Consider the following 26924-nt stretch of genomic DNA (forward strand, 5'->3'; position numbering starts at 1 on the left):
CCGCATGCCACAGGCACCCCTCCGTACAACACACGCACCCCACACACTCACCGGGGAAGAGGTGGTCTGGCGTGAGCCAGCCCGAGATGATGCGAGGACCCACCGGCGGGCAGATCAGCGACAGTTCGCGCCAGCAGGCGCTGTCGGACTTCCTGCGCCCGCAGTCTCCGCTCGCCAACGTCGTCGGCTTCGGCCACGGCGTGAAGTGGACCAACGGCGAGCCGACGGGCGAGCCCGCGGTGCTCGTGCTCGTGAACCAGAAGGTTCCCGAGTCGATGCTCCCCGAGCGCGACGTCATTCCGCGCACGATGGACGACGGCACTCCCACCGACGTCGTGGCGGTCGGCCACGTCTCCGCGCAGCGCTTCCAGCAGCGCGGCCAGCAGCGCAAGGGCGCGCACGAGCAGGACCAGTACCGCTCCGACGGCAGCGTCAGCGAGCAGTCGGGCATGCTGGGGCAGCCGATGCTCGAAGAGGCGGGCGGGCTCGGCACGTTCGAACCGCAGCTCCTCAAGCGCCGGATGCGTCCGGCCCCCTCCGGCATCTCCGTCGGCAACGTGCAGGTGACGGCGGGCACGCTCGGCAGCGTCGTGTACGACTTCCTGCCCGGCGCGACCACCGATCCGCCCGCGGCGGGCCTGGGCACGCCCGCGAAGTTCTACATCCTCAGCAACAACCACGTGCTCGCCGACTCCAACCGCGCGCCCGCGGGCAGCCCCGTCGTGCAGCCGGGCTTCTTCGACGGCGGGCGGGCCCCCGCGGACACCATCGGCACGCTGGACCGCTTCATCAGCATCCAGTTCGCCCCGCAGATCCCGCTGGAGCGGCACAACAACATCGTCGACGCGGCGCTGGCGGCGGTCGACTTCCAGGACGCGACCCGTGAGCAGTACTTCAGCGGCGCGCCCAGGGCCTGGCGGCGGCGGACCAACATCGCGGTCGGCGACCGGGTGAAGAAGACCGGCCGCACCACCAACATCAGCTTCGGCCGGGTCATCGCGACCGACGCAACCATCGACGTCAACTACGGCACGGCGGGCACCGCCCGCTTCAAGGACCAGATCCTCACGACGAACATCTCGGCGGGCGGCGACTCCGGTTCGCTGGTCACCTCGCTCGACAACGTCGCCGTCGGTCTGCTCTTCGCCGGGTCCCAGGTCGTCACCGTGGCCAACCACATCGAGCACGTGCGCGCGCTGCTGCGCGTCGAGATCGCCGAGCAGCTGGCCTGACGGCCTGCCTCACGGCGGAAGGAAGGTCCACCACCATGACCACCCAGTCACGCAAGTCCTCCAAGGCGGAGTCCGAGCAGCGCCGCGAGCACCGCTACCTGAACGCGCAGGGCGCCGAGGTCAAGACCCGCGACGAGGCGTTCGCCCCGCTCACGGACGTGTCGGCCGAGGCCCTCACGGTGCCCGTGAAGCTCCAGCTCAACAACGGCGCGACCACGTTCGAGATGGAACTGCGCATCAACCCGAACACCTCCCCGTTCACGGTCACCGGCGGACGCATCACCTCCGGGATCTGCGGGGCGCCGTGGGACATCACGGGCGGCTCGATCGGCAACCAGCTGCGGCTGGACGCCAAGCGGGCCGGTCAGGGCTCCTGCGCCAACACCATCACGATCGTCGGCCAGTACCAGAACCCGCCGTCCTACCGCGGCACGTACGGCTTCGACGGAGCGTCGTCCTCCTTCAACCACACGACGCTGTACCAGATCTGACGTCACGTCAGTTCTTGTCGTACGGGCCCGGGGCGCACACCCCGGGCCCGTACCCGTGTCTCACTCCTGCTCCCACCACCAGTCCAGCGCGGGCAGCCCGGGCACCGGTCCGTCCTGTTCGCCGCCGGGTGCGGGGCGGTCGGTGACGGTGATGCCGTACGAGGCCCCGCGGACCGGCAGCGGGTGCCGGTTGCGGGGGCTGGCGTACCGGGGGGCGTCGCTCATCCACCGCATGCACCCGGCGACGTACGTCTCCAACGCCTGGAGGTAGCGCGGGAGTTCGGGGTGGCTGCGACCGGCGATCAGGCGGTCGGCCCGGGTGGCGAAGTACGTCATCGCCCGGTCCCGCAGGACCACCGCCTCGGGGAGCACGTCGCGCGGGGCGCGGCCGCGCGCGCTCGCGAGGACGTTGACCAGGTTCTGGGCGGGCGGGGCGAGGTGGTCGTCCATGGCGTACGAGAAGAGGTCGTTGTCGCAGCTCACGATGAACCCGGCGGCGTCCGTCAACGCCTGTACGGGCGGGGAGAACTGAAGGTCCGACGGCAGGTGGATCCCGTTCGCCACCTCGCTGAAGGCGAGCGAGAAGCGGGTGCCGTTCACCGAGACGCGCTGGGCGACGTAGTCGTTGAGGGAGGGCATCCGGCCGCGTTCGGTGTTGGCGGTCTGCCCGGCGACTCCGGCGAGCCAATCCCGGGTGCCGGTGGTCAGCCGGTGCAACTGGGTGGGGGTGAACCGGGCACGGGTCCGCGTCACGAGGTCGTCCAGGGCGGCGGAGAGCGCGCCGGGCGGCAGCAGGCCGGAGCCGGGGGCCTCCAGGGCGCGCAGCACCCGCTGGCCGTGGTCGACGACAACTGCGGTGCGCCCGGCGGCACTTCCGGAGTCCTGCCAGTCGTCGACCGCCCACGCCCAGTAGTTCCACTCCATGAAGAGCAGGAGGGTCTCGGCGTCGCCGTGCGGGATGGCCCGGCAGACGAAGTCGGGGTTGTGGATGGCCTGCGCCCAGGCCCGTTCGGTGGCGTCCGGGTACAGGTCGTACTGGTCGGCCCAGGCGAGGGCGTGCGTGCCGAGCGCTTCGGCGTCGGGGTGGACGCCGGGATCGGGGAGCGGGCAGTAGAACGGCGGCAGGCTCTCCCCCAGCGCGGACCGGGGCCCGGTCGCCCCCCGCCGCGCCGCATCGGCCGCAGTCCGCCCGAACCGCTGCGCGGCGACCTCCCCGGCCCGGGGAGCCACCGGCACGGCGGGGGCGGGGGCACGGCCGGACGCGGGGTCGGGAGTGCGGCCGGACGCGGCGGAGGGGGTGCGGGCCGGGGGCTGGGCGGGGGCGCGGCCCGAAGCCTCGGCAGGGGTACGGCCCGAGCCCTGGGCCGGGGCGCGGCCCGCGCCCTCGGCAGGGGTACGACCCGAGCCCTGGGCCGAGATGTGGCCCGGACCCTCGGCGGAGGCCGGCACCCTGCGGGTCCCGCTCGTGCGCCCCGGGGCGTCGGGCGCCGATGCGGATGCGGATGCGGTACGTCCGGCTGCCGGGTCGGCGGTCTCCGGTGCGGTGCGGCCCGGTGCCGTGCGGCCCGGTGCGGTGCGTTCGCCCGGTGCGGTGCGTTCCGGGATCGTACGCCCCGACCCCGCGCCTGCGGACCCCGAGCCTCCGGACCCCGTGGGCCCCCGTCCCGTACGGCCGGAACCCGCGTCCGCGCTCCCCGTGCGACCGGATGGCGCGCCGGTTCGCCCCGGCGTCTCGCCGGTGCGGGAGGGCCCGCCCCGTCCCGCCGACCCGTGCCCGGCGGCCTCGCGCCCGGCGGACCCGTGCCCGGTGGGGCCGTTGCCCGCGCCCGGTGCGTCGTCGCCCGGGACCGGGGCTCCGGTGTGCTGCGGCGCGCTCTGCGGCGGTGCCGGGGACGGGGTCGGGCCGCCCGTCAGACGGAAGAGCAGGAGGCGGGTCTCCAGCGCGTGGTCGCGCCAGACCCGGTAGAACGTGCCGTGCGCGAGGGCCGATTCGACCAGGCGCTCCCGGGCGATCGGCGAGCCGCGGCCCTGGTCGATGCCCTCGATCTCCGCCGTCGTCCACGCCATCGACTGCACCCAGAACTCGGCGACCCGGTCGGTGATGTCCTCGTCCACCTCCAGCTCGAAGCCCGACGCGCGGGCCGCCGCGATGTACTCGGTGAGGGTGCCCAGCCGGGTGCGGTAGTAGCCGTCGACGAAGTCCGTCCACTCCGGGCGGCACAGGAAGTGCTCCTGGATGCCGAACCAGCCGCCCGGCCGTAAGGTCTTCGCCATCACCGCGAAGAGCCGCTCGCGGTCCATGTAGCCGGAGCTCTCGATCGCCACCGCCGCGTCGAACGCCCGCTCCCGGTCCCACTGGTGCGCGTCGCCCAGCACGGCGGTGACCTGCCCCTGGGCGCCCGCCCTGCGGGTGAAGTCCTCTATCACCGGTATGTGGTCGGGCGTGACGGTGAGCCCGGTGACGTGGGCCCCGTACTCCTGCGCCCAGAACAGCGAGCCGCCGCCGAGCCCGCAGCCGACGTCCAGGAGGGCTTCGGGCGGCGCGGACGCCACGTCCCACAGGTCGGCGGCATGTGCCAGCACGGCCTCCTGGGCGGCGAGGATGCGGCGCTTGACGACCCGCTGCGCCACGGTGGTCTGCGGGTGCTCGCCGGGACCGAACATCCCGACGTGGAAGTGGGTGCGGGGTCCCGGCCCGTACTTGTGCAGGATGTCGGACGTCTTGCGGGTGTAGTACTGGGGCACCTGGCCGGGGTCGAAACCCGCCCGGCCGATGAGGGCCGGGCCTGCGGTGGCGGGCGTCATGGAGGAGTCCTTCTCGGGGCCGTGGACGACACGGGTGCGCGGGGGGATTCGCGCCGGGCCGCTCGCGCGCGCGGGAGCGCCCGTGGGCGAGCGGCGGACGGGCGGCCCGGGCCCGACCGGGACGGACCCGACGGGACACCGGAGCGCCGAACAGCCGTACAGGGGGAGGGACGACGAGGCCCTTCCGCTACCGGTCCCACGGCGGGGGTCCATGGGCCGGGGCCATCGTCATCTGCATCTGCCTCTCGGCCGGCGCACAGCCCTCGGAGGTACGCCACACCCTGCGGCATCCAACCGATACCCAACACAAGGGAGCGCGAACCGGTCAGGATGCGCCCCCAGTGCGCCGTTTTCTTCCAGCCACCCGGAACCACGCGATCCCCTCCCGGCCTGCGGCAACGGGCACATGCCCCGGGCACGGGACTGCCCCCGAGTGCCGTGCACCCGGGGGCAGTTCAGGACAACCTGCGGTCGGCAGCCGCCTACGCGCCCGTCCGCGAGCGGGCCTTGAAGGCGGCCTTCTTCGCTTCCTTCGCGATCTTCTTCTCGGGGTGCAGCCGCCCCATCGCCTCCAGCACCGCGGCCGTCGCCGGGTGGTCCACCCGCCAGGCGGAGTCCAGGAATCCGGTGTGCTGGCCCACCAGGCCCACCACCAGTTCCTCCAGCTCGGGTGTCTCCCCGTCGGCGTCCAGCTGGGCGGCGATGGTGTCGACGGCGAGCCAGAAGACCATCTCCTCCGGCGGCACGGGCACGTCCGCCGTGCCCCGCTCGGCGAGCCAGACCCGGGCCAGGCCGCCCAGCTCCCGGTCGTCCAGGACGGCCCGCACCGACGGCTCCGCCGCGGCGTCGACCAGCGAGAGACCCTGCTGGCAGCGCAGCCTGCGCAGCGGCGCACCGGGGTCCTCGCCCCGGGCGGCGGACAGCAACTCCTCGGCGGCGGCGGCCGGTTCGCGCCGGGCCAGCCACTGCTCCAGTTCGGCGCGTCCCGCCTGCTCGGGGTAGTACGCGAGGGAGTCCAGGAGGACGTCGGCGCCCTTGTCGGCGAGGTCGCCGACGGCGGGGGCGTCCACCCCGGCCTCCAGCATCCGGGCCCGTACGCCGTAGAGGCCGAGCGGGGTCAGGCGCACCATCCCGTACCGGGCGACGTCGTCCTCGTCGAGCTCGTCCGGGACGGCGGGCGCGTCCGCGGGCTCCTCCGCCATCAGCGCCTCGTCCACCGGGCGGTACGCCACCAGGCCCACCGGCTCCAGCACCCGGAACTGGTCGTCCAGACGCATCATCGCGTCGGAGACCTGTTCCAGTACGTCATCGGTGGGCTCGCCCATGTCGTCGGGCACGATCATCGAGGCGGCCAGCGCCGGCAGCGGCACCCAGCCGTCCTCGGGGCCGCCCTCGGAGACGGTGAGCAGGTAGAGGTTGCCGAGGACGGCCTCCAGGAATTCCGCTTCCTGCTGCGGGTCCCAGTCGAGCGCCTCGAAGTCGAGTTCGCCGTCGTCGCCGAGGATCGCGCCGAGGTCGTCGAGCACGGGGGCGGTGGCGTCGGCGAAGGCCGTCTCGAAGGCCTCCAGCCACAGCCCGAGGACGTCCTGCGGGCTGCCGCCCGCGACCACGGCGAGGGCCTCGCCGGGCGCGGCCGTGCCGTACGCGCCCTCCGCCTCGGGGTCCTCCGGGTCGGCGATGTCCACGAGCCCGGTGTCGACGGCCGTGCGCCAGGCCTCGCTCGCGTACGCGGCGGCGTCCTCCTCGTCCTCCACCCCGTCGTCCGGGCCGAGCTTCAACAGGGCCGCGGCGTCCGGGAGTTGCTCCTCCACCAGCTCGCCGCCCGCGCCGACCCGGGTGTCGGGCGAGGCCCAGCGGGCGAGCGTGACGGCGCGGGCGAACAGCGGCGCGGCCAGCGCGTCCCGCGCCAGCTCCGCGTCCGAGTGCAGCCGCACCGGCGGCAGGGTGGGGCGGTCTTCGGACATCTGGGGGTTCTCCTCGGTGACGCACGTGGGGCAAAAGGGGGTGGAGCGGCCCCCAGCGTAGACGTATTTGCACCGGTCCCATGGGGTTCATGTACCCGTCAGGTTTTGTGCACCGTCCGCTCGTTCGCGGAGCCTTGACAACACCCGTGCGCAGGAAAGAGATTGACGCGCGTAGAACTCTTCCGCGCGGACCTCCGTCGTCCGCGCACAGCTGCCCTCACCCTCGGAGTCCTTTGATGACGTCCCGCTCCCTGCCGAGAACCACCGCGGTCGCCACCCTCCTCACCACGGCCCTCGCCGCGGGCCTGCTCACCGGCACCGCTTCTGCCGCAGGCTCCGCCTCCGCCGACGACGCGGCCGCCGCCCCGGTCCGCATCCACGACATCCAGGGCTCCACCCGGGTCTCCCCGCTCGCCGGCAAGCAGGTCGCCGACGTCGAGGGCATCATCACGGGAGTCCGTACGTACGGTTCGAAGGGCTTCTGGTTCCAGGACCCGAAGGGCGACGGCAACGCCGCCACCAGTGAGGGCGTCTTCGTCTTCACCTCCTCCAACCCGACCGTGGCGGTCGGCGACGCGGTGAAGGTGTCGGGCACGGTCACCGAGTACGTCCCGGGCGGCCTGAACTCCGGCAACCAGTCCCTCACCCAGCTCTCGAAGCCGACGGTGACGGTCCTGTCCTCCGGCAACGCGGTCCCGGCACCGGTGCTCATCACCTCCCGTACCGTGCCCTCGCGTTACACCCCGGACGGCGACCCGGCGGCGGGCGGCAGCATCAACGGCCTGACCCTGAACCCGCGCCGCTACGCCCTGGACTACTACGAGTCCCTGGAGGGCCAGAACGTCCGCGTCGGCACCTCCCGCGTGGTCGGCGCGACCGACGCGCACGCCGAGCTGTGGGTGACGGTCAAGCCGCAGGAGAACGACAACCGCCGCGGCGGCACCGTCTACGGCTCGTACGCCGCCCAGAACACCGGCCGCATACAGATCCAGCAGCTGGCCCCGCTCGCCCAGCAGCCGTTCCCGAAGGCGAACGTCGGCGACGTGCTGTCCGGCGGTGCGACCGGCCCGCTCGACTTCAACCAGTACGGCGGCTACACGCTCACCGCCCAGTCCCTGGGCAAGGTCGTCGACCGGGGCCTGCAACGCGAGAAGACCCGCAAGCAGGGCAAGGGCGAACTGGCCGTGGCCACGTACAACGTGGAGAACCTCGACCCGACCGACCCGCAGGAGAAGTTCGACGCCCTCGCCAAGGCGGTCGTGGAGAACCTCGCCTCGCCCGACATCGTCGCCCTGGAGGAGATCCAGGACGACAACGGCGCGAAGAACGACGGCACGGTGAGCAGCGCCGCCACGGTCAAGAAGTTCACGGACGCGATCGTCGCGGCGGGCGGCCCGGCGTACTCCTGGACCTCCGTCGACCCGGAGAACAACAAGGACGGCGGCGAGCCCGGCGGCAACATCCGCCAGGTCTTCCTCTACAACCCGGCCCGGGTCTCCTTCACCCACCGCCCGGGCGGCGACGCCACGACCGCCACGGGCGTCGTCCGCTCGGGCCGGGACGCGGCACTCACCCTCTCCCCCGGCCGCATCGACCCGGCGAACGCCGCCTGGACGGACAGCCGCAAGCCCCTCGCGGCCGAGTTCCGCTTCCGGGGCGAGCCGGTGATCGTGATCGCCAACCACTTCGGCTCCAAGGGCGGCGACGAGGCCCTGACCTCGCACCACCAGCCGCCGGTCCGCTCCTCGGAGGTCCGCCGCCTCCAGCAGGCGCAGACGGTGAACACCTTCGTCAAGGGCGTCCTGAAGGCGGACCGCAGGGCGAACGTCCTGGTCCTCGGCGACATCAACGACTTCGAGTTCTCCGCGACGACGAAGGCCCTCACGGACGGCGGGGCCCTGCGCGCCGCCGTGAAGTCCCTGCCCCGCTCGGAGCGTTACTCCTACGTCTTCCAGGGCAACACCCAGGTCCTGGACCAGATCCTGACGAGCCCCGCGATCGACGACTTCGCGTACGACAGCGTGCACATCAACGCGGAGTTCGCCGACCAGAACAGCGACCACGACCCGCAGGTGCTCCGCTTCCGCCCGTAGTGCCCTTCAGGTGTTACGCCCCCGCACTGAAGCTCAACGCGGGGGTGTAGCGCCGTATGTGACGGGTCGTCACCCCGGGGAACTCATGGACGCGCCGCCACGCCTCGGGGGTCTCCCCCGGCGCGTTCATCATCGCGGCGTGCGAGGCGGCGTCGACCCATTCGGCGAAGTTCAGGACCCGGGATCCGTCGGCGCCCACGTGAAAGTGCGCGGAGAGCCCGCCGTCCCCCGCCCCTCCCCCGGCGTCGGACGCCGCGAAGACGGTGTCCACCCACTCCCGCGCCCGCGCCGGGTCGGGCGCCTCGAAGTCCACCTCGACGACGGCGACACTGCCCGGCAGACGGTCGTCGCCCGCGGTGACACTGCTGCGGTACAGCTCGTACGCGTGCAGCCCGAGCCGCCGCACCCCCGGCACGGCGGCGTCGATCTCGTCGTTCCGCTCGTCGCGCCCCCGGGCGAAGAACGCCTGGTAGGCGCCCTCGTTCGCCCACTGGCTGTAGTGCAGCAGCGTCCGGCCGTCCTCGCCGACGTACACGCTGTACGACAGCGGCCCCCGCTCGGGCCACTCGCGCGACAGCCACGCCTTCTCGATCGCGTCGACGGCGGCCCGCTGACCTTCCGGCGATCCCACGTCCCAGGTACTGACCTTGACGACGCCGACGCCCGAACGCATCAGGTCCGGACGGGCGTTGACGGTTGCTACGGCCATGACGGCCTCCTCGCTCCCGCGCCCGGACCTCCCCCGAGCGCTTCGGAGATCATCCTGAAACCTCAAGCACGCCTGAGGTCAAGCGGGTTGCCTGCGCCTTCGGGGCGCACCACACCGTCCGCGTCCCGCAGCGGGCTCCAGGGGCGCGCGGAACTGCGCGAGCAACCACGACACACCCGCACGGGACCGAAACCCAACGCCCCCTGCACGGGGAAACCGCCTCCAGCGGCTGCCTCACTCCGGCCGCGCCACGGCCCACGGCGTCACGTCGAAAGCGTCGACCATCTGCACATCACCCTCCAGCGCAAAGCTGCGCGCCGGAAAGCCGGGACCCGCCGCGATCTCCAGCGCCTGCGCCTTCTCGACCCCGTCGTACGGCCGCCAGTCCAGCCGCGAGTACGCCACCCCGCCCGGCGGCAGCATCACCACCGCGTCCGCCCGCTTGCCCTCCTCCCGGACGTCCACCTCGATGTCACGGACCCGGCCGTCGGCGGCGAACGCCCGCACATCGGGGCGGCCGGAGAGCTTGTAGGGCACGTTGCCGCAGTTGGTGAGGGTGACTTCGGCCGACCGGTGCGACAGGGCCGCCTGGATCTCGCCCATGTCCACCCGCACCCCGGCGTAGCAGTCGTGCGTGACCGGCGGGCTGTACGTCGCCCCGGCGGGCGGCGCCACGCCCTGCGGCGGCGCGCTCGGCCGGGCGGGGGCCGTCGGGGTGGCCGAGGGCGACGGCGTCCCGGCGCTCCGCGTGGGCCGCTGCTCCCCCTCGCCCGAAGGGACCAGGAAGCCGTCGCAGCCGGTGAGCACCAGCGCCCCGAACAGCGCCGCCGCGCCCCACTTCGCACCCGTACGGAAATCCACTCCACCACTCCCCTGACCCCGCGCGACCATCCCGCACCCCGAACCCCGCCCTGCCGGGATCATGCCAGATCCGGAACGACCGTCCACGTCCGCTTACCTTTCGAGCGGAGAAGTTCTAAGTGGACCTGAACAGTGCGTACGCCCGAGACTGCACCCATGACGACCCCCGCCGCCCTCGGCCGCGCCCTCTGCGCGATGATCACGCCGTTCTCGCCCACCGGCGACACCCTCGACCTGACCGGCGCGCAGAAGCTGGCCGACCACCTCGTCTCCGTCGGCGGCTGCGACGGCCTGGTCCTGAACGGCACCACCGGCGAGTCCCCCACCACCACCGACGCCGAGAAGACCGCCCTGCTGCGGGCGGTGCGCGAGGCGGTCGGCCCGGACGTCCCCCTGCTCACCGGGGTCGGCACCGCGCACACCGCGCACACCGTGGAGCTGGCCCGCGCGGCCGAACACGCGGGCGCCGACGGCCTGTTGGTGGCCTCCCCGTACTACAGCCGCCCCCCGCAGGCGGCCCTGGAGGCGCACTTCCGCCGGGTCGCGGACGCGGTCGGCATCCCGGTCGTGCTCTACGACATCCCCGGCCGCACCGGTGTGCGCATCGAGGTCGAGACCCTGCTCCGGCTGGCGGACCACCCGCGCATCGTGGGCGTCAAGGACTGCGCGTACGACCTCCTGGGCAGCGCGAAGGTCCTCTCCCGCACGGACCTCGCCTATTACTCGGGCTGCGAGGAGACGAACCTGCCGCTGCGCGCGGTCGGCGGCACGGGCTTCATCAGCACGGTCGCGAACGTCGCCCCGCAGGCGATGCGGGCCCCCCTGGACGCGTACGCGCGCGGCGACGTGGCGGCGGCCACCCGCCTGCACCACCGCACCCTCGCCCTCTCCGAGCTGATGATGGCGTCCGGCCTGCCCGGCACGGTCACCGCGAAGGCCCTCCTGAACGCGACCGGGCTGCCCGCCGGTCCGGTCCGCGAACCGCTGCAGCCCGCCGCCACCGAGGTGGTCGACGGGCTGCTGGCCGCGTACGAGGAGCTGACGCGTCAGGACTGATCGGGCGCCTCCGCCCCCTCCACCACGTACGTCCGCCCGAGGACCGCCGCATGCTCCAGCACATCCTCCAGGGGGTCGTCAATCTGCCCGGTGTTCAGCAGGGACACCCGGGGGGCGTTGTGCGCGTTCTCGTGCGTCTCGTCGGCGTGCGCGGCGGGGGCGGCGAGGACCGGGAGGGCGAGGGCTGCGGCGGCGACGAGGGCCGTGCGCATGATCGGCTGATTCATGATCGGCTTAACCACTCGTACGGCCCAGAGGTCACGCTGAGCGATCCCCTCCCGCCACAAGCGGCGCGAACCACCACATTCGGGTTTCATATGGGCCATGAGCGACACCGACGAGTTCTGGCTGACCCGACGCACCGGGCTGGTCCCGGCCTCCCCGCCCGCCGAGCGGCTCAGCGACCGCTCGGTGCTGGACGAGCCGACCCGCCCCAGCGCGCCCGAGCCCGACGACTCGGCGGTCTTCGGCTCCCGGGAACTGGCCGCCGCGAAGCACTTCCGCGAGATGCACGACATGTACCGCAGGGAGATGCGGCAGGTCCGCGAGACGCTGCGCCAGGTGGAGGAGGGCGTACGGTCCATCGCCGACGCCCGCGACGACCTGAACCGGATGGCGATCCGGGCGAACAACTGGGCACTGGGCGGCATCTGCCAGAAGCAGTGCCTGGGCATGACCGGCCACCACACCATGGAGACGGACTCGATCTTTCCCTACCTGGCGGCCGCGCAGCAGGACCTGACCCCGGTGCTCGACCGGCTGAACGCCGAACACCTCGCCATCCACGGCCTCCTGGAGGACGTCGACAAGGCCCTGATCCACCTGGTCACGCACCCGGGCGACTTCACCCCGCTCCGCGACACCCTGGACCTCCTGAGCGACACGCTCCTCTCCCACTTCGCCTACGAGGAACGCGAACTCCTGGGCCCCATCGCCCGCTTCAACTACCAGTAGGGCCCCGGCTCCCCCCTAGCCCCCTTGGGCGGCGGGGCCGCCCCCTTCCCCGTTCCCCCTAGCCCCCTTGGGCGGCGGGGCCGCCCCCCGGGGGCGGGACGGGCGGGCAAGGGGGCGGCCCCTCCCGCTCCCGGCCCACCCCGGGAGCCCCCGCCCAGCCCCGGCACCGGGCAGGGCCCGCAGCCAAGGCCCGGCCCCGCCCCCGTACCGCCGGCCACGCCTAGTTGTGGCTGTGCAGCACCTCGTTCAGCCCACCCCACACCGCATTGTTCGGCCGCGCCTCGACCGCCCCGGAAACCGAGTTCCGCCGGAACAGGATGTTCGACGCCCCCGACAGCTCCCGCGCCTTCACGATCTGCCCGTCCGGCATCGTGACCCGCGTCCCGGCGGTGACGTACAGCCCCGCCTCCACCACGCACTCGTCGCCGAGCGCGATCCCGACCCCGGCCTCCGCACCGACGAGGCACCGCTCACCGATGGTGATCCGGACGTTGCCGCCACCGGACAGCGTGCCCATCGTGGACGCGCCACCCCCGATGTCGGAGCCGTCGCCCACCACGACACCGGCCGAGATGCGCCCCTCGACCATCGAGGTGCCGAGCGTCCCGGCGTTGAAGTTCACGAACCCTTCGTGCATGACCGTCGTCCCCGCCGCCAGGTGCGCACCGAGCCGCACCCGGTCCGCGTCGGCGATCCGGACGCCCTTCGGCGCGACGTAGTCCGTCATGCGCGGGAACTTGTCGACCGAGGTCACCTGAAGGTGCAGCCCCTCGGCGCGCGCGTTCAGCCGCACCTCTTCGATCGAGTCCACGGCGACCGGGCCCAGCGAGGTCCACGCGACGTTCGCGAGGAGGCCGAAGAGGCCGTCCAGGTTCTGGCCGTGCGGCTGCACCAGGCGGTGCGAGAGCAGGTGCAGGCGCAGGTACGCGTCGTGGGCGTCCAGCGGCTTGTCGTCGAGGGAGGCGATGACCGTACGGACGGCCACGACCTGGACGCCACGGCGGGCGTCGGGGCCCAGCGCCTTGGGGGCGGAGGCGCCGAGGAGTTCGGCGGCGCGCTCGGCGGTGAGGCGCTCGGTTCCGGCCGGACCGGGCTCGGCGACGAGCTCGGGGGCGGGGAACCAGGTGTCGAGGACGGTGCCGTCGGCGGCGAGGGTGGCGAGTCCGGCGGCGACGGCGCCGGTGGTGCGAGAAGCAGTCGTATCGGTCATGACAGGAAACCTAACCGGCGGCGGCCCGCGCGGGCGAACCGGTCTCGCCCTCCGGAAGCGCGCCGCCTGCGGAAAGCCCGCCCTTCGGAAGCGCACCGCCCGCGGAAAGCCCACCCTCCGGAAGCGCACCGCCTGCGGAAGGCCCACCCTCCGGAAGCGCGCCGCCCACATAGGGCCCACCCTCCACCGGCACATCGCCTCCGGGTGACGCACCCTCCGCAGCCACGCCACCCCCGGACAGCCGGTCCCCCGCAGCCGCACCACCCCCCACATGCCCCCGCCCCGCCGAAAGCCTCCCCGCCCCCACCACCGCCGCCCCCGCCAGCACCGCCACCCCGGTGCACAGCGGCCACAACAGCCCCGGCGCCGCCGCGTACAGCGCCCCGCCCAGCGGCGGCGCCAGCACCACACCGCTCACCGACACCCCCGCGTACAGGCTCTGGAACGTGCCCTGCGCGTGCGCGGGCGCCTGGTCGGCGACGTACGCGTTGGCCGGAGTCTTGTAGAGGATCTCGCCGAAGGTCAGCAGCATCAGCATCGCCGCCGCGATCGCGATCCCCGACCCGAGCATCAGCAGCCCGTACCCCAGCCCGACCAGCATCAGCCCGATCCCGACGATCGCCAGCGGGGAGCGCTTGCGCAGGACGGCGGCGGCGGGCAGCTCCAGCAGCAGGATCACGCCGCCGTTGATGGCGAACAGCCACCCGTACACCTGGGTGGTGTGGCCGTGGTCGCCGAGGAAGACCGGAAAGGTCGAGAAGAGCTGCCGGTAGACGATGTCCGCGAAGAAGCTCGCGACGAGCAGCACCACGACGGCGGGCCGCGCCCGCAGCTCCCGCCAGACCCCGTGTTCCGCCGGGGCGCTCTGCCGGGTCCGGCCGCGCGCGGGCAGCACCCGCGCCGCGTACAGCGCGAACAGCAGTGTCCCGACGCCGTCCGCCACGAAGATCGCCGTGTACGAGAACGAACCGGCGACCAGCGCCCCGAGCGGCGCCCCCACGGTGAACCCGGCGTTGCTCGCCGCCCGCATCACGGCGAACCCCTGCCTGCGCACCGCGTCCGGCACGGTGACCGCGACCAGCGCCGAGTTGCAGGCCCGGACGGCCCCCTGTGCGTAGTTGCACAGCGGCAGCAGCCCGTACAGCGCGGCGACCGGGATGAGCGGCAGCAGCACCAGCGTGGCACCGGAGAGCACCGCCGCGCACAACAGCGCCCTGCGGTGCCCGAACCGGTCCCCGAACCAGCCGCCCGTGAAGTTGCCCGCGACCAGGCCGATCCCGCCGATCCCGCTGAGGACACCGGCCTGCGGGACCGTCAGCCCGCGCTCGTCCGTCAGGTAGACGAAGAGGTAGAGGAAGGTGAAGGCGACCACGGCGTTGAAGAAGATGCCGAACGCCAGCATCCACACCGCCCTCGGTATGCCCTTGAACGTGCCCAGCATGCCGCGCCCCCCAGTCAGTTCCTTTTCAAAACTGACTATGGCACTCTCGCTTCCGCAAGGTCAAAGCCTTAACGCCCGAAGCGAGGGGTCCCGTGCGGGAATCGACAACCACCGAATCCGAACGCGTCCACGCCCTGCGCGGCGCCCGCGTCCCGGACCTGCTGCTCACCGCGCCCGACGGCACGCGCCGCGACCCGGTCGCCGCCGACACCCCGTTCACGGTGCTCTACTGCTTCCCGGGCGCGTACGCCGACGCCGCCGCCTACCCGTCCGACTGGGCCGGAATCCCGGGCGCGAAGGGCTGCACGCGCCAGTCGTGCACATACCGCGACCAACGCGCCCTCTTCACGGCGGCGGGCGCCACGGTCCACGGCATCTCCACCCAACTCCCGCACGAGCAGCGCGACTTCTCCGCCAAGGAGCAGCTGCGCTTCCCGCTGCTCTCGGACGCGGACCTCGCCCTCGCGGACGCACTCGGCCTTCCGCTCTTCGAGGCGGGCGGAGTGACCCGGCTGCGGCGCACGACACTGGTGGTGGCCCGGGACCGTACGGTTCTCGCCGCGATCCCCGCGACCACGGACATCGAAGAAGGGGTACGGTCCGCACTCGCCGCAGTCACGAGTGCACGGCGCTCCTGAGCACCCCCGCCCAGTGCGCCCCACCCGGCAGGACACAGGGTCCAGCGCCCCCCGGCGCACTTCGGCGGTTACGCGGCGGCCTTCGGCCCGAAGCGGTCGGCCAGCCAGTTGCTGAGCGCCTCGACGCGCGGGCGGCTGCGGGTGTTCTGGAAGGCGCGGATCAGCCACTCCCCGTCGGCGCCCGGGTCCCGTACCAGCACGTACGTCTGGACGGAGAGCGCCCGCGCGGAGGGCTTGGTCTGCTTGCCCTTGAGGACCGCGCCGCGCGAGTGGACGAGGGCGACGTCCGGGGCGGGGAAGGTCACGGAGTCGATCTCGGCGTAGAGCCGGGAGCCCTTCAACACGCCATCGAACAGGCCCCGGTGGCCCTCCTCGATGGCGGTCCGGCCGCGCATCCGGCCGCCGAAGAAGGTGACATAGTCGGCGTCCTCGGTGAAGGTCGCGCCGAAGGCGGCGGTGTCGGCCCAGGACAGCCGGTTCCGCTCGAAGTGGGCGCGGACGGCGGTCTCGTCGGTGGTGCGCTGCGTGATGTTCACGGCTGCTCCTTGAGTCCTTGGGTTCGCCCGGGGGCGCGGGTTAAGGTTGCTTGCACACATGCAATATATGCACGTGCGCAAGCAATGGGCAAGGGGTCCGTCGCACGGCGGCACCGCCCCCGTCCCCGCCCCCGCCCCCGCCCCCGAAGGAAGCGAGCAGCCGTGACCGACACCGCCCCCGACCCCCTGCCCCGCGCCCTGCGCGACGCCTACCGCCCCTACTTCACCGCCACGACCCTCAGCGGGCAGGCCGCCGCCGACGCCCTGGGCCAGAACCCCACCGACTTCCACGCCCTCAACGTGCTGGAGCGCTCCGGCCCCCTCACCACCGGCGCGCTCGCGACCCGGATCGGCCTCACCCAGAGCGCGACCACCCGCCTGGTCGACCGTCTGGTGCGCAACGGCTGGGCCCGCCGGGTCCCCGACCCCGACGACCGCCGCCGCGTCGGGGTCGAGGCGGTGCCGCTGACGCCACAGCAGGTGAGCGACTCGCTGGGCCCGGTGCGCGAGCACATCGGCACGGTCCTCGCCGCCTTCACACCCGACGAACTCCGCGTGCTCCAGCGCTACTTCGAGCAGGCGGCCCCTGCCCTGCACCAGGCCGCCGCACAGACCCGGACGCCCCGGAAGCCCGCTACTCCGTCACCGTGAAGGTCACCGCCCGCGCCTTCCGCCACGCCTGCTGCGGCAGGTCCTTGGCCGCCACCCCGGTCCCGTACCAGTCCGCCGAGCCGCAGTCCGCGATCACCTGCACGCGTGCGCCCGGCACGTCGAGGTCCGGCACCTCCACGACGCACTCCCAGCCGCCCGGGTCGCCCGTCGGCAGGTCCATCACGCGGGCCGCCCCGTGGTCCGGCTGCCCGTCCCAGGCGTAGAGGGCGTACGGGTCGGAGTTGTCGTCGGCCGCCCACGAACCGGCGACGATCAGGTACTGGTCGGCGGAGTTGCGGCGCAGGTCGCGGATGCTGAGCCCGTCCAGGTCGAGCAGCACCGGCTCGCCGAACGCGGCCCGCGCCGCCACCCCTTCGACCAGCTCCGCCACGTTCAGTACGGGTACGAGCAGGGCCGCGCCGCCCGCCTTCGCCGGCACCAGCGGCGCCCGGAAGCCGATGTACGCGACGGTCGTGCTGCCGGGGGCGAACTCGAAGCCCTCCGCATTGAACGCGTCGATCCGCTTGGGCCCGCGCCCCTCGGCCGCGCCCGCCGCGAAGCCCAGCTCACCGCCCCGGGACTCGTCCCAGGCGATCAGGTCGGCGCGCAGGTCGCGGTAGGAGCCGTCCAGCAGCAGTTCGGCGCCGGAGCCCGCGCCCCGTACCCGGGTGCGGAAGAGCAGCGACCGGTCCGGGCGGAGCTTGCCCTCCTTGCTGTTGGACATCGAGCCCAGCCAGTACACGGCGTCGGTGTCCCCGGCCCGGGCCACGCCCTCGATGTCGATCTCCTTGCGTGCCCCGAGCCGCTCCCCGAAGTCCCAGGTGCGCAGCGGCCCGCCGGACGCCCCGCGTGCGTACAGCCGCAGCGTGTTGGACTCGTCGTCGGCGATGACGAGATGGCCGCCGCCCACGTCGACGGCCGCCGACGCGTCGGACGCGCCGGTGAAGTACCGGGTGTCGGCGGCGTGTTGCACCGGCCCCGACGCGGCGTAGCGCAGGACGGCGGTGCCGTGCAGTCCGCCGAGCCCGGTGACGCGCAGGGTGAGGTCGCACAGGCCGCGCCCCCGGGCCCGTACCGCCACCTCCCGCTCGGCGCCGCGCCCCCGCACGGTGACGTCGCCCGCGCCCGCGACCCGGGAGTCGGAGGAGGCGACGGCCACGACGGACAGGTCGGCGGGGTCCGCCCCGGCCTGCGAGATCAGGACCCGCACGGTCGGGTCGGCGGTGGCGCCGACCGCGCCGGAGAGATGGTCGGCGGACAGGGAGACGACCGGGACAGCAGGCGGTGGTGTCATGGCAACGCCCTTCGACGGCACGGCTGTTGGGCCACAACCTAGGACGAAAGGGCCCGGAGCAGAACGCTCCCCGTCACCACTGTGTCGAGTGCGCCCACACCCGGCTGAAGTCCCCGGCGGCCAGGTCGGTGCGCCGGGCCAGGAAGTAGAGGGGGCTGCCGAGGCCCGGCTGCGCGCCCAGCTCGAACAGGGGAACCCATTCGTCACGCTCGCGCCGCAGCGCCTCCAGGTTGCCCGGGACGGCGCACCACTGCCCGAAGACGCTCCGCGGGTCCTGCTCACCGTCCCCCAGGGACAGATCCCGGCCCGCCCGCCCGTTCGTGCCGGGGACGCCGAGGAAGTCGACCGCGCAGTTCAGCCGTACGTCCTCCTCGTGCTCGTCCAGATGGCCGAGCATGTCGTACCACTCGACCGGGCCCACGGTCAGGTGGTACGCCTCCGCGTCGATCTCCTCCCACGGGTACGGAGTCAGGTCGAGCGGCCCCTCCTCCTCGTCCTCCTCTCCCTCTTCCTCTTCCTCCGCTCCGAACACGCCCCGCTCGGCCAGCGCCGTCCCCAGCAGGGCGGGCACGGTCAGCGCGCGGACGGCGACGACGCAGTACGGCTCGTCCAGGTAGGGCCCGTCCTCGGCGAACTCCCGGTCGGCCTCGTCCTCCAGCTCCTCCGGCGGGCTCGGCACCTCCCGCGTCCGCGCGGCCTCCGCGTCCGGGAAGTACAGCACCCGGCACGGCGTGGTGCCCGCCGCGCAGAACTCGGGGTCCGCCACGAAGAGGTACAGCAGCCCCTTCCCCGGCAGCGCCCCCATCACGTCCGCCCCGGCCAGCTCCGCCAGGTCGAACTGCGCGACGAAGCAACGCCCCGACCCGTCCGCCTCCTCGGGCAGCCCCGACCCGTCCGCCCCGCCGGGCAGCCCCGACCCGTCCGCCTCACCGGGCCACCCGACGCCTTCCGGCAGTTCCGGCTCCCCTCCCACCCGGCTGAAGACGGCGGCCTCTGTCTCCTTCAGCGCGATCCCGTACTCCGCCATGGCCACGATCTCGTCGGCGTACGGTGCGATCCGCTCGTACGCCGCGATCTTCTTCCGCAGCCCGGCAATGTCCTCGGCCCGTTCCCTGCCCCTGTCCACCATTCCGCAGATCCTACGAACCCGGATACGGTGACCCCCCATCGCCCCTGACCGTCCAAGACACCCGGAGCACGCAGTGACACACCCCGGCGGCCCCCACCAAGGCCCCCCTCCCGGCCCCGGCTGGGGCGGCGGCTGGGCCCCGCCTCCCCCGCGTCCGCCGCAGCCGGGGGTGATCCCGCTGCACCCGCTCGCGGTCAGTGATGTCCTGGGCGGCACGTTCTCCGCCTTCGGCCGTCACTGGAAGCCGCTGATCGGCACGGCCGTGCTGTCGTACGGCGCGGCCCTGCTGGTCACGGCCGGGGCGGTGGCCCTGGGGATCTGGGCCCACCTGGACACCTTCGACGCGCTGGAGCGCGCGGACCGCGCCGACGACAACGCGGCGCTCGCCTCGGAGGTGATCTCGCTGGCCGTCGGCTTCGGCCTGGTGGCCGTCGTCGGCATGGTGTGCATGATGTTCGCGACCGCCATGACGCAGGCGGCGTCGCCCGCCGCGCTCCAGGAGGCGGTGCTCGGCCGCCCGACCACCTTCGGCGTGGTGTGGCGCAGGGCGATCAGCCGTGCTCCGGCGGTCCTGGGCACGCTGGCGCTGCCGTGGCTGGCCGCGTTCCTGGTGATGGCCCTGTTCACGACCGGGTACGTCGCGCTGATGGTCGCGGCCGTGGAGCACCAGGGCGGCGACCTCGCCAAGATCCTGGCCGGTGTCGGGCTCGGCCTCGGCCTCCTGCTGGTGCCGCTGATGATCTGGCTGTGGGTCCTCTTCAGCCTGGCCCCCTCCGTCGCCGTCTTCGAGGCGGCGGGCCCGATGCAGGCGCTGCGCCGCTCGGCCCGGCTGGTGAAGGGCTCCTGGTGGCGGATCTTCGGGATCTCGCTGCTGGTGTACGCGATGGCGATGGTGGCGAGCTCGCTGATCCAGGTGCCGTTCAGCTTCCTGGGCCTGTTCTCGATGATCCCCGGCCTCGGCCTCACCTCGCAGGTGGGCGAGGACGCCGCCGTGGTGCAGGTATTCCTGTCCATGGGCGGCTATCTGCTGTTCACCCTCCTCGGCAGCTTCGTCAGCCAGATCGTCACGACCTTCTTCCCCCAACTGGCCATCGGCCTGTTGTACGTGGACCAGCGCATCCGCCGCGAGAACCTGGCCCCCAGCCTCGCCGAGGCTGCCTACGGCCCGCCCCCGCAGCACTGAGAAACGGCTGTGCCCCCGGCGCTCGCGAGGAGCACCGGGGGCACAGCCGTACGTACGCCAGGCCCCTGACGTACGGCGAAACTCAGACGTGAATCTCAGACCTGAATCTCGGACGTTGGATCTCAGACGTTGAAGCCGAGCGCGCGCAGCTGCTCGCGGCCGTCGTCCGTGATCTTGTCCGGGCCCCACGGCGGCATCCAGACCCAGTTGATCTTGAGCTCGTTGACGATGCCCTCGGTGGCCGACTTGGCCTGGTCCTCGATGACGTCGGTCAGCGGGCAGGCCGCCGAGGTGAGCGTCATGTCGAGGGTCGCGATGTTGGCGTCGTCGACGTGGATGCCGTAGATGAGGCCCAGGTTGACGACGTCGATGCCCAGCTCGGGGTCGACCACGTCGTACAGGGCTTCGCGGACCTCTTCCTCGGAGGCCGGCTTGGTCGTCAGGGTCTCTTCGCTCATGCCGACTTCTCCTTCTTCTCGCTCTCACCCAGGGCCTGGGCGGTCGCGTCCTTCCATGCCATCCAGCTCAGCAGGGCGCACTTGACCCGGGCCGGGAACTTCGAGACCCCGGCGAACGCGACGGCGTCCTCCAGGACCTCCTCCATCGCGTCGTCGGGCTCGATGGTGCCCTTGGACTGCATCAGCTCCAGGAAGGTCTCCTGGATCTTGCGGGCCTGGTCGAGGTCCTTGCCGACCAGGAGGTCGTTCAGCACCGAGGCGCTGGCCTGGCTGATGGAGCAGCCCTGCCCCTCGTAGCTGACGTCCTCGACGCGCTCCCCGTCGTACTTCACCCGCAGCGTGATCTCGTCGCCGCAGGTGGGGTTGACGTGGTGCACCTCGGCGTCGCCGTCGCGCAGGCCACGCCCGTGCGGGTGCTTGTAGTGGTCCAGGATGACTTCCTGGTACATCGAATCCAGCTTCACGATCCCCAGCCCTTAACCGAAGAAGTTCCGTACGTGCTCCAGGCCGTCGACCAGAGCGTCGACCTCGCCGGGTGTGGAGTACAGATAGAACGACGCTCGCGTGGTGGCAGGAATTCCGTAGCGGAGGCACACCGGGCGCGCGCAGTGGTGTCCCACGCGGACCGCGATGCCTTCCTCGTCCAGGACCTGGCCCACGTCGTGCGGGTGGATGTCGCCGAGGGTGAAGGAGATCGCGGCGCCGCGGTCCTCCGCCGTCGCCGGACCGATGATCCGCAGGTCGGGCACCTCCAGGAGGCGCTTGACCGCGTACTCGGTGATCGCGTGCTCGTGGCGCGCGATGTTCTCCATGCCGATCGCCGAGAGGTAGTCCACGGCCGCGCCGAGGCCGACGGCCTGCGCGATCGGGGGCGTACCCGCCTCGAACTTGTGCGGCGCCGGAGCGTACGTCGACGAGTGCATCGACACGGTCTCGATCATCTCGCCGCCACCGAGGAACGGCGGGAGGTCCTCCAGCAGCTCCTGGCGGCCCCAGAGGACGCCGATGCCCGTCGGGCCGACCATCTTGTGACCGGTGAAGGCCACGAAGTCGGCCTGGAGGGCCTGTACGTCCAGCACCATGTGCGGGGCGGCCTGCGAGGCGTCGATGCAGACCAGCGCGCCGACCTGCTGCGCGCGGCGCACGATCGTCTCGACCGGGTTGACGGTGCCCAGCAGGTTCGAGACCAGCGTGAAGGAGACGATCTTCGTCTTCTCGGTGATGATCTCGTCGATGTTGGAGAGGTCGAGGCGGCCGTCGTCGGTCAGCCCGAACCACTTCAGCTTCGCGCCCGTGCGCTGCGAGAGCAGCTGCCACGGCACGATGTTGGAGTGGTGCTCCATCTCCGTGATGACGATCTCGGTCTCGCGGTCCACGCGGTAGGGCTCGTCGGCCCAGCCCAGCATGTTGGCGACGAGATTGAGCGACTCCGAGGCGTTCTTCGTGAAGATGACCTCGTCGCGGCTCGGCGCGTTGATGAAGGCGGCGACCTTGTCGCGGGCGCCCTCGTACAGCGCCGTGGCCTCCTCGGCGACCGTGTACACACCGCGGTGCACGTTCGCGTTGTGCCGCTCGTAGTACTCGTTCAGCGCGTCGAGCACCTGGCGCGGCTTCTGCGAGGTCGCAGCGGAGTCCAGGTAAACGATCTTCTTGTCCCCGTGGACGATGCGGTCCAGCAGGGGGAAGTCCTTGCGGATCGCGTCCGTGTCGAGGAGGCCCGGCAACTGTGTCACGCGGTGACGCCACCCTTCGTGTACTTCTCGTAGCCCTCGGCCTCGAGCTGGTCGGCCAGCTCCGGGCCACCGGACTCGACGATCTTGCCCGCCGAGAAGACGTGCACGAAGTCCGGCTTGATGTAGCGCAGGATGCGCGTGTAGTGCGTGATCAGCAGCGTGCCGACCTCACCGGTCTCGCGGACGCGGTTGACGCCGTCGGAGACCTGGCGCAGGGCGTCGACGTCCAGACCGGAGTCCGTCTCGTCGAGGATGGCGATCTTCGGCTTCATGAGCTCCATCTGGAGGATCTCGTGACGCTTCTTCTCACCACCGGAGAAGCCCTCGTTGACGTTGCGCTCGGCGAAGGACGGGTCCATCTGGAGCTGCTCCATCGCGGACTTGACCTCCTTCACCCAGGTGCGCAGCTTGGGGGCCTCGCCGCGCAGCGCCGTGGCCGACGTACGCAGGAAGTTGGACACCGAGACGCCGGGGACCTCGACCGGGTACTGCATGGCCAGGAACATGCCGGCGCGGGCGCGCTCGTCGACGGACATCTCCAGGACGTCCTCGCCGTCGAGGGTGACGGTGCCGCTGGTGATCGTGTACTTGGGGTGACCCGCGATCGAGTACGCGAGGGTGGACTTGCCGGAGCCGTTGGGGCCCATGATGGCGTGGGTCTCGCCCTGCTTCACGGTCAGGTCGACGCCCTTGAGGATCTCCTTGGTGCCGTTCTCGACATCGACGGAGACGTGCAGGTCGCGGATTTCAAGCGTTGCCATGGGGTACTCAGGACTCCTGGGTGACGGAGACGAGCACATCGTCCCCTTCGATCTTTACGGGGTAAACGGGGACGGGGCGCGTCGCGGGAAGACCGGACGGCTTGCCGGTGCGGAGGTCGAAGCTGGAGCCGTGCAACCAGCACTCGATGGCACAGTCCTCCACCTCCCCCTCCGACAGCGAGACGTTCGCGTGCGAGCAGATGTCGTTGATCGCGAAGACTTCGCCCTCGGTCTGGACGAGCGACACCGGCGTGCCGTCGACCTCGACCCGCTTGGGGGTGTCGGTCTCCAGCTCGCTCAGCGACGCCACCTTCACGAACGCCATCAGACCGAAGCCTCCAGCTCCGCGTCGATCTTCGCGAGCAGGCGCTCCTCGACGTCCGTGACTCCGATCTGCTGGACCAGCTCGGCGAAGAAGCCGCGGACGACCAGGCGGCGGGCCTCGTCCTCGGGGATGCCGCGGGACTGGAGGTAGAAGAGCTGCTCGTCGTCGAAGCGGCCGGTCGCCGAGGCGTGGCCCGCTCCGGCGATCTCGCCGGTCTCGATCTCCAGGTTGGGGACCGAGTCGACGCGCGCGCCGTCGGTCAGCACCAGGTTGCGGTTCATCTCGTACGAGTCCGTGCCCTCGGCGGCGGCCTGGATCAGGACGTCGCCGATCCACACGGCGTGCGCGTCCTGGCCCTGGAGGGCGCCCTTGTAGGCCACGTTGGACTTGCAGTTCGGGACGTTGTGGTCGACCAGGAGGCGGTGCTCCTGGTGCTGGCCCTGGTCCGTGAAGTACAGGCCGAACAGCTCGGCCTCGCCGCCGGGACCGGCGTACGTCACGCGCGGGTGCAGGCGGACCACGTCGCCGCCGAAGGTGACGACGACGGACTTGAACGAGGCGTCGCGGCCGACGAGCGCGTTGTGCTGCGCCACGTGGACGGCCTTGTCGTCCCAGTCCTGGACGGACACGACGGTCAGCTTCGCGCCGTCGCCGAGCACGTAGTCGACGTTGGCGGCGAGGACGCCGTCACCGGTGTGGTCGATGACCACGACAGCCTCGGCGAACGCGCCGAGCTCGAAGACCTGGTGGCCGTAGGCCGTACCGCCGCCGCCCTGCACCGACACGCGGATCGGTTCGGTGAGCACGGCCTCCTTGGGCACCGAGACGACCGAGGCCTTCTCGAAGGAGCTGTACGCCTGGGCCGCGACGCGGTCCACGGGGGTGCCGGCCCTGCCGAGGCGGGCGTCGGTGCGGTCGACCGTCTCGACGGTGACGCCCTCGGGGGCGTCGACCTGGACGGTCAGCTCGCCGCCGGCCTCGGCGGTGCCGTCGTGCAGACCGCGCAGACGGGCGAGCGGGGTGAACCGCCACTCCTCCTCGCGGCCGTGCGGCACCGGGAAGTCCGCCACGTCGAAGGACGGCGGCGCGCTCATGCGGGTGGCGACGGTGGACTCCGCGGCCACCGCGATGGAACCGGCAGTGGTCGAACCCACCGGGATGTTCTGAGCCTCAGCCATGGCTGTCGTGTAGCTCTCTCTCTGGATCAAGAAGTCGGTTGCCGCTGACGGGAGTTGGCCGGTGTTAACCGACCGACCCCTCCATCTGCAGCTCGATCAGCCGGTTGAGCTCCAGGGCGTACTCCATCGGGAGCTCCTTGGCGATCGGCTCGACGAAGCCGCGCACGATCATCGCCATCGCCTCGAACTCGGTCAGACCGCGGCTCATCAGGTAGAAGAGCTGGTCCTCGGAGACCTTGGAGACGGTCGCCTCGTGGCCCATGGACACGTCGTCCTCGCGGACGTCCACGTACGGGTACGTGTCCGAGCGGGAGATGGTGTCGACCAGCAGCGCGTCACACAGCACGTTGGACTTGGAGCCCGGCGCACCCTCACCGATCTCGATGAGACCGCGGTAGGACGTACGACCGCCGCCACGCGCCACGGACTTCGAGACGATGTTGGACGACGTGTTCGGCGCCAGGTGCACCATCTTGGCGCCCGCGTCCTGGTGCTGGCCCTCGCCCGCGAAGGCGATGGACAGGGTCTCGCCCTTGGCGTGCTCGCCCATCAGGTAGACGGCCGGGTACTTCATCGTGACCTTGGAGCCGATGTTGCCGTCGACCCACTCCATGGTCGCGCCCTCGTACGCCACGGCGCGCTTGGTGACCAGGTTGTAAACGTTGTTCGACCAGTTCTGGATCGTCGTGTAGCGGCAGCGGCCGCCCTTCTTCACGATGATCTCGACCACGGCGGAGTGCAGCGAGTCCGAGGAGTAGATCGGCGCGGTGCAGCCCTCGACGTAGTGAACGTAGGCGTCCTCGTCGACGACGATCAGCGTGCGCTCGAACTGGCCCATGTTCTCCGTGTTGATACGGAAGTAGGCCTGGAGCGGGATGTCGACGTGGACACCCTTCGGCACGTAGATGAACGAACCGCCGGACCACACGGCGGTGTTCAGCGACGCGAACTTGTTGTCGCCGACCGGGATGACGGTGCCGAAGTACTCCTTGAAGAGTTCCTCGTGCTCCTTCAGCGCGGTGTCGGTGTCGACGAAGATGACGCCCTGCTCCTCCAGGTCCTCACGGATCTGGTGGTAGACGACCTCGGACTCGTACTGGGCCGCGACACCGGCGACGAGGCGCTGCTTCTCCGCCTCCGGGATGCCGAGCTTGTCGTACGTGTTCTTGATGTCCTCGGGCAGCTCTTCCCAGGAAGCGGCCTGCTTCTCGGTGGAGCGCACGAAGTACTTGATGTTGTCGAAGTCGATGCCCGACAGGTCCGAGCCCCAGCTGGGCATGGGCTTCTTGTCGAACAGGCGCAGGCCCTTGAGACGCAGCTTCAGCATCCACTCGGGCTCGTTCTTCTTCGATGAGATGTCGCGAACGACAGCCTCGGACAGGCCGCGCTTGGCCGCGGCGCCTGCCGCGTCGGAGTCGGCCCAGCCGAACTCGTACGTACCCAGGCCCTCGAGTTCGGGGTGGGCAGTCTCCTCGATAGGGAGAGTCATGCGGGGTTCCTCCCGGCCGTGCTTGCTGATGCTGAATGTGCGGTCTTGGGGATGTACGTCGTGCAGACCCCGTCGCCGTGGGCGATGGTGGCCAGCCGCTGAACATGCGTGCCGAGCAGCGCGGAGAAGACTTCCGTCTCCGCCTCGCAGAGCTGCGGGAACTGTTCGGCGACGTGGGCGACAGGGCAGTGGTGCTGGCACAGCTGCTCTCCGACCGGTGCGCTACGCGCCGTAGCAGCGTACCCGTCGGCGCTCAGGGCCCTTGCCAGAGCCTCCGTGCGCTGCTCGGGGGGCGCGGCCTCGACGGCCTCGCGGTACGCGTGGGCCTGCGCGGCGATCCGGGCGCGGGCGAAGGCGGTGACGGCCGCCTCGCCCTGCTCGCCGCCGCCGGCCGCCCGGGAGATCCAGGTCAGGGCGTCGGCCGCGAGCTTGTCGTACGACTGGTCGAAGGCGTCCCGGCCGCAGTCGGTGAGGGCGAAGACCTTGGCGGGCCGTCCGCGCGTACGCGCGCCGTACACCCGCTGCTCCTTCGCCTGCACCACGTCGTCGGCGGCGAGCGCGTCGAGGTGGCGGCGCACGGCGGCCTGCGTGAGGCCGAGGCGCTTCGCCAGGTCGGCGACCGTCGACGGGCCGTGGTCCAGGATGGAGCGCGCGACGCGGTTGCGGGTGGACCGCTCACCGGTCGCGACGTCCGCCTGGGGGACCTCGCCTTCGTATTTCACAACGCCATTGT

The 26924-nt window shown here is 71.8% G+C and carries 25 protein-coding genes and 1 pseudogene; 8 read left to right on the plus strand and 18 right to left on the minus strand.

The window, feature by feature from the left end:
• Positions 1-71 precede the first annotated feature (71 nt).
• On the plus strand, positions 72-1232 hold the full coding sequence (locus ACIO3O_RS20665; protein WP_401747805.1) for a hypothetical protein: 1161 nt from the start codon (positions 72-74) through the stop codon (positions 1230-1232).
• Between the two features lie 35 nt (positions 1233-1267).
• A complete protein-coding gene (locus tag ACIO3O_RS20670) occupies positions 1268-1723 on the plus strand; it encodes a hypothetical protein (protein ID WP_401747808.1) in 456 nt (151 codons plus the stop codon).
• A gap of 60 nt (positions 1724-1783) precedes the next feature.
• Here the strand turns inward: ACIO3O_RS20670 and ACIO3O_RS20675 are convergent, their stop codons facing one another.
• Both ACIO3O_RS20675 and ACIO3O_RS20680 read right to left on the minus strand, forming a co-directional pair.
• On the minus strand, positions 1784-4528 hold the full coding sequence (locus tag ACIO3O_RS20675; protein WP_401747809.1) for a methyltransferase domain-containing protein: 2745 nt from the start codon (positions 4526-4528) through the stop codon (positions 1784-1786).
• 482 nt (positions 4529-5010) lie between these two features.
• A complete protein-coding gene (locus tag ACIO3O_RS20680) occupies positions 5011-6492 on the minus strand; it encodes a hypothetical protein (protein ID WP_401747811.1) in 1482 nt (493 codons plus the stop codon).
• 236 nt (positions 6493-6728) lie between these two features.
• Here ACIO3O_RS20680 and ACIO3O_RS20685 point away from each other — a divergent pair, with 236 nt between their 5' ends.
• Complete coding sequence (locus tag ACIO3O_RS20685; RefSeq protein ID WP_401747813.1) at positions 6729-8585, plus strand: endonuclease/exonuclease/phosphatase family protein; 1857 nt, start codon at positions 6729-6731, stop codon at positions 8583-8585.
• A 13-nt stretch (positions 8586-8598) separates the two neighbouring features.
• On the opposite strand, the gene ACIO3O_RS20690 is transcribed toward ACIO3O_RS20685, so the two are convergent.
• Positions 8599-9294, minus strand: a complete 696-nt coding sequence (locus ACIO3O_RS20690; protein ID WP_401747815.1) for an antibiotic biosynthesis monooxygenase — start codon at positions 9292-9294, stop codon at positions 8599-8601.
• Between the two features lie 234 nt (positions 9295-9528).
• Positions 9529-10155, minus strand: coding sequence for a DUF4232 domain-containing protein (locus ACIO3O_RS20695; protein ID WP_401747818.1), 627 nt, complete (start codon positions 10153-10155; stop codon positions 9529-9531).
• Between the two features lie 156 nt (positions 10156-10311).
• On the opposite strand from ACIO3O_RS20695, the gene dapA reads away from it, so the two are divergent.
• Complete coding sequence (gene dapA, locus ACIO3O_RS20700) at positions 10312-11211, plus strand: 4-hydroxy-tetrahydrodipicolinate synthase (RefSeq protein ID WP_401747821.1); 900 nt, start codon at positions 10312-10314, stop codon at positions 11209-11211.
• On the opposite strand, the gene ACIO3O_RS20705 is transcribed toward dapA, so the two are convergent.
• Positions 11202-11438, minus strand: coding sequence for a hypothetical protein (locus tag ACIO3O_RS20705; RefSeq protein WP_401747824.1), 237 nt, complete (start codon positions 11436-11438; stop codon positions 11202-11204). The genes dapA and ACIO3O_RS20705 overlap by 10 nt on opposite strands.
• Positions 11439-11535: 97 nt before the next feature.
• Between ACIO3O_RS20705 and ACIO3O_RS20710 the strand changes: the two genes are divergently transcribed.
• Entirely contained in the window at positions 11536-12165 is a 630-nt protein-coding gene (locus ACIO3O_RS20710) for a hemerythrin domain-containing protein (RefSeq protein WP_401747827.1), read from the plus strand.
• Positions 12166-12385: 220 nt separating this feature from the next.
• Here the strand turns inward: ACIO3O_RS20710 and dapD are convergent, their stop codons facing one another.
• A complete protein-coding gene (gene dapD / locus ACIO3O_RS20715) occupies positions 12386-13375 on the minus strand; it encodes a 2,3,4,5-tetrahydropyridine-2,6-dicarboxylate N-succinyltransferase (protein ID WP_401747830.1) in 990 nt (329 codons plus the stop codon).
• A gap of 10 nt (positions 13376-13385) precedes the next feature.
• Positions 13386-14816 (minus strand): MFS transporter, encoded by a 1431-nt coding sequence (locus tag ACIO3O_RS20720; protein WP_401747832.1) that lies wholly within the window; start codon positions 14814-14816, stop codon positions 13386-13388.
• Positions 14817-14917: 101 nt separating this feature from the next.
• On the opposite strand from ACIO3O_RS20720, the pseudogene ACIO3O_RS20725 reads away from it, so the two are divergent.
• Positions 14918-15454 (plus strand): annotated as a pseudogene (locus tag ACIO3O_RS20725) (redoxin domain-containing protein); the annotation flags it as partial.
• A gap of 68 nt (positions 15455-15522) precedes the next feature.
• Here ACIO3O_RS20725 and ACIO3O_RS20730 read toward each other — a convergent pair.
• Complete coding sequence (locus ACIO3O_RS20730) at positions 15523-15990, minus strand: SgcJ/EcaC family oxidoreductase (protein ID WP_401747834.1); 468 nt, start codon at positions 15988-15990, stop codon at positions 15523-15525.
• A 162-nt stretch (positions 15991-16152) separates the two neighbouring features.
• On the opposite strand from ACIO3O_RS20730, the gene ACIO3O_RS20735 reads away from it, so the two are divergent.
• Positions 16153-16641, plus strand: a complete 489-nt coding sequence (locus ACIO3O_RS20735; RefSeq protein WP_401747837.1) for a MarR family winged helix-turn-helix transcriptional regulator — start codon at positions 16153-16155, stop codon at positions 16639-16641.
• Here the strand turns inward: ACIO3O_RS20735 and ACIO3O_RS20740 are convergent.
• Positions 16625-17935, minus strand: coding sequence for a hypothetical protein (locus ACIO3O_RS20740; RefSeq protein ID WP_401747839.1), 1311 nt, complete (start codon positions 17933-17935; stop codon positions 16625-16627). The two genes, ACIO3O_RS20735 and ACIO3O_RS20740, sit on opposite strands and share 17 nt — an antisense overlap.
• 73 nt (positions 17936-18008) lie before the next feature.
• A complete protein-coding gene (locus ACIO3O_RS20745) occupies positions 18009-19064 on the minus strand; it encodes a DUF1963 domain-containing protein (protein WP_401747841.1) in 1056 nt (351 codons plus the stop codon).
• A 169-nt stretch (positions 19065-19233) separates the two neighbouring features.
• Here ACIO3O_RS20745 and ACIO3O_RS20750 point away from each other — a divergent pair, with 169 nt between their 5' ends.
• The gene (locus ACIO3O_RS20750) at positions 19234-20247 is read left to right on the plus strand and encodes a hypothetical protein (RefSeq protein WP_401747844.1); all 1014 of its coding nucleotides are present in this window, start codon (positions 19234-19236) and stop codon (positions 20245-20247) included.
• A gap of 122 nt (positions 20248-20369) precedes the next feature.
• On the opposite strand, the gene ACIO3O_RS20755 is transcribed toward ACIO3O_RS20750, so the two are convergent.
• From ACIO3O_RS20755 to ACIO3O_RS20790, 8 genes are all read right to left on the minus strand, one after another.
• Positions 20370-20705, minus strand: coding sequence for a metal-sulfur cluster assembly factor (locus ACIO3O_RS20755; protein WP_189821522.1), 336 nt, complete (start codon positions 20703-20705; stop codon positions 20370-20372).
• Positions 20702-21169, minus strand: a complete 468-nt coding sequence (gene sufU, locus ACIO3O_RS20760) for a Fe-S cluster assembly sulfur transfer protein SufU (protein ID WP_401747845.1) — start codon at positions 21167-21169, stop codon at positions 20702-20704. The genes ACIO3O_RS20755 and sufU overlap by 4 nt, the downstream gene beginning before the upstream one ends.
• A gap of 12 nt (positions 21170-21181) precedes the next feature.
• Complete coding sequence (locus ACIO3O_RS20765; RefSeq protein WP_401747848.1) at positions 21182-22438, minus strand: cysteine desulfurase; 1257 nt, start codon at positions 22436-22438, stop codon at positions 21182-21184.
• Positions 22435-23199, minus strand: a complete 765-nt coding sequence (gene sufC, locus ACIO3O_RS20770; protein WP_401747850.1) for a Fe-S cluster assembly ATPase SufC — start codon at positions 23197-23199, stop codon at positions 22435-22437. The genes ACIO3O_RS20765 and sufC overlap by 4 nt, the downstream gene beginning before the upstream one ends.
• Before the next feature lie 7 nt (positions 23200-23206).
• Entirely contained in the window at positions 23207-23524 is a 318-nt protein-coding gene (locus tag ACIO3O_RS20775; protein WP_189821526.1) for a non-heme iron oxygenase ferredoxin subunit, read from the minus strand.
• On the minus strand, positions 23524-24702 hold the full coding sequence (gene sufD, locus ACIO3O_RS20780) for a Fe-S cluster assembly protein SufD (protein WP_401747853.1): 1179 nt from the start codon (positions 24700-24702) through the stop codon (positions 23524-23526). The genes ACIO3O_RS20775 and sufD overlap by 1 nt, the downstream gene beginning before the upstream one ends.
• Positions 24703-24766: 64 nt before the next feature.
• The gene (sufB, locus tag ACIO3O_RS20785; protein WP_401747856.1) at positions 24767-26191 is read right to left on the minus strand and encodes a Fe-S cluster assembly protein SufB; all 1425 of its coding nucleotides are present in this window, start codon (positions 26189-26191) and stop codon (positions 24767-24769) included.
• Positions 26188-26913 carry a helix-turn-helix transcriptional regulator gene (locus ACIO3O_RS20790; protein WP_401747859.1) on the minus strand — a complete coding sequence of 242 codons (726 nt, stop codon included), beginning with the start codon at positions 26911-26913 and terminating at the stop codon, positions 26188-26190. The genes sufB and ACIO3O_RS20790 overlap by 4 nt, the downstream gene beginning before the upstream one ends.
• Between the last annotated feature and the right edge of the window lie 11 nt (positions 26914-26924).

Origin of the sequence: Streptomyces sp. NPDC087440 (assembly GCF_044744005.1) — a bacterium.
Classification (GTDB): domain Bacteria; phylum Actinomycetota; class Actinomycetes; order Streptomycetales; family Streptomycetaceae; genus Streptomyces.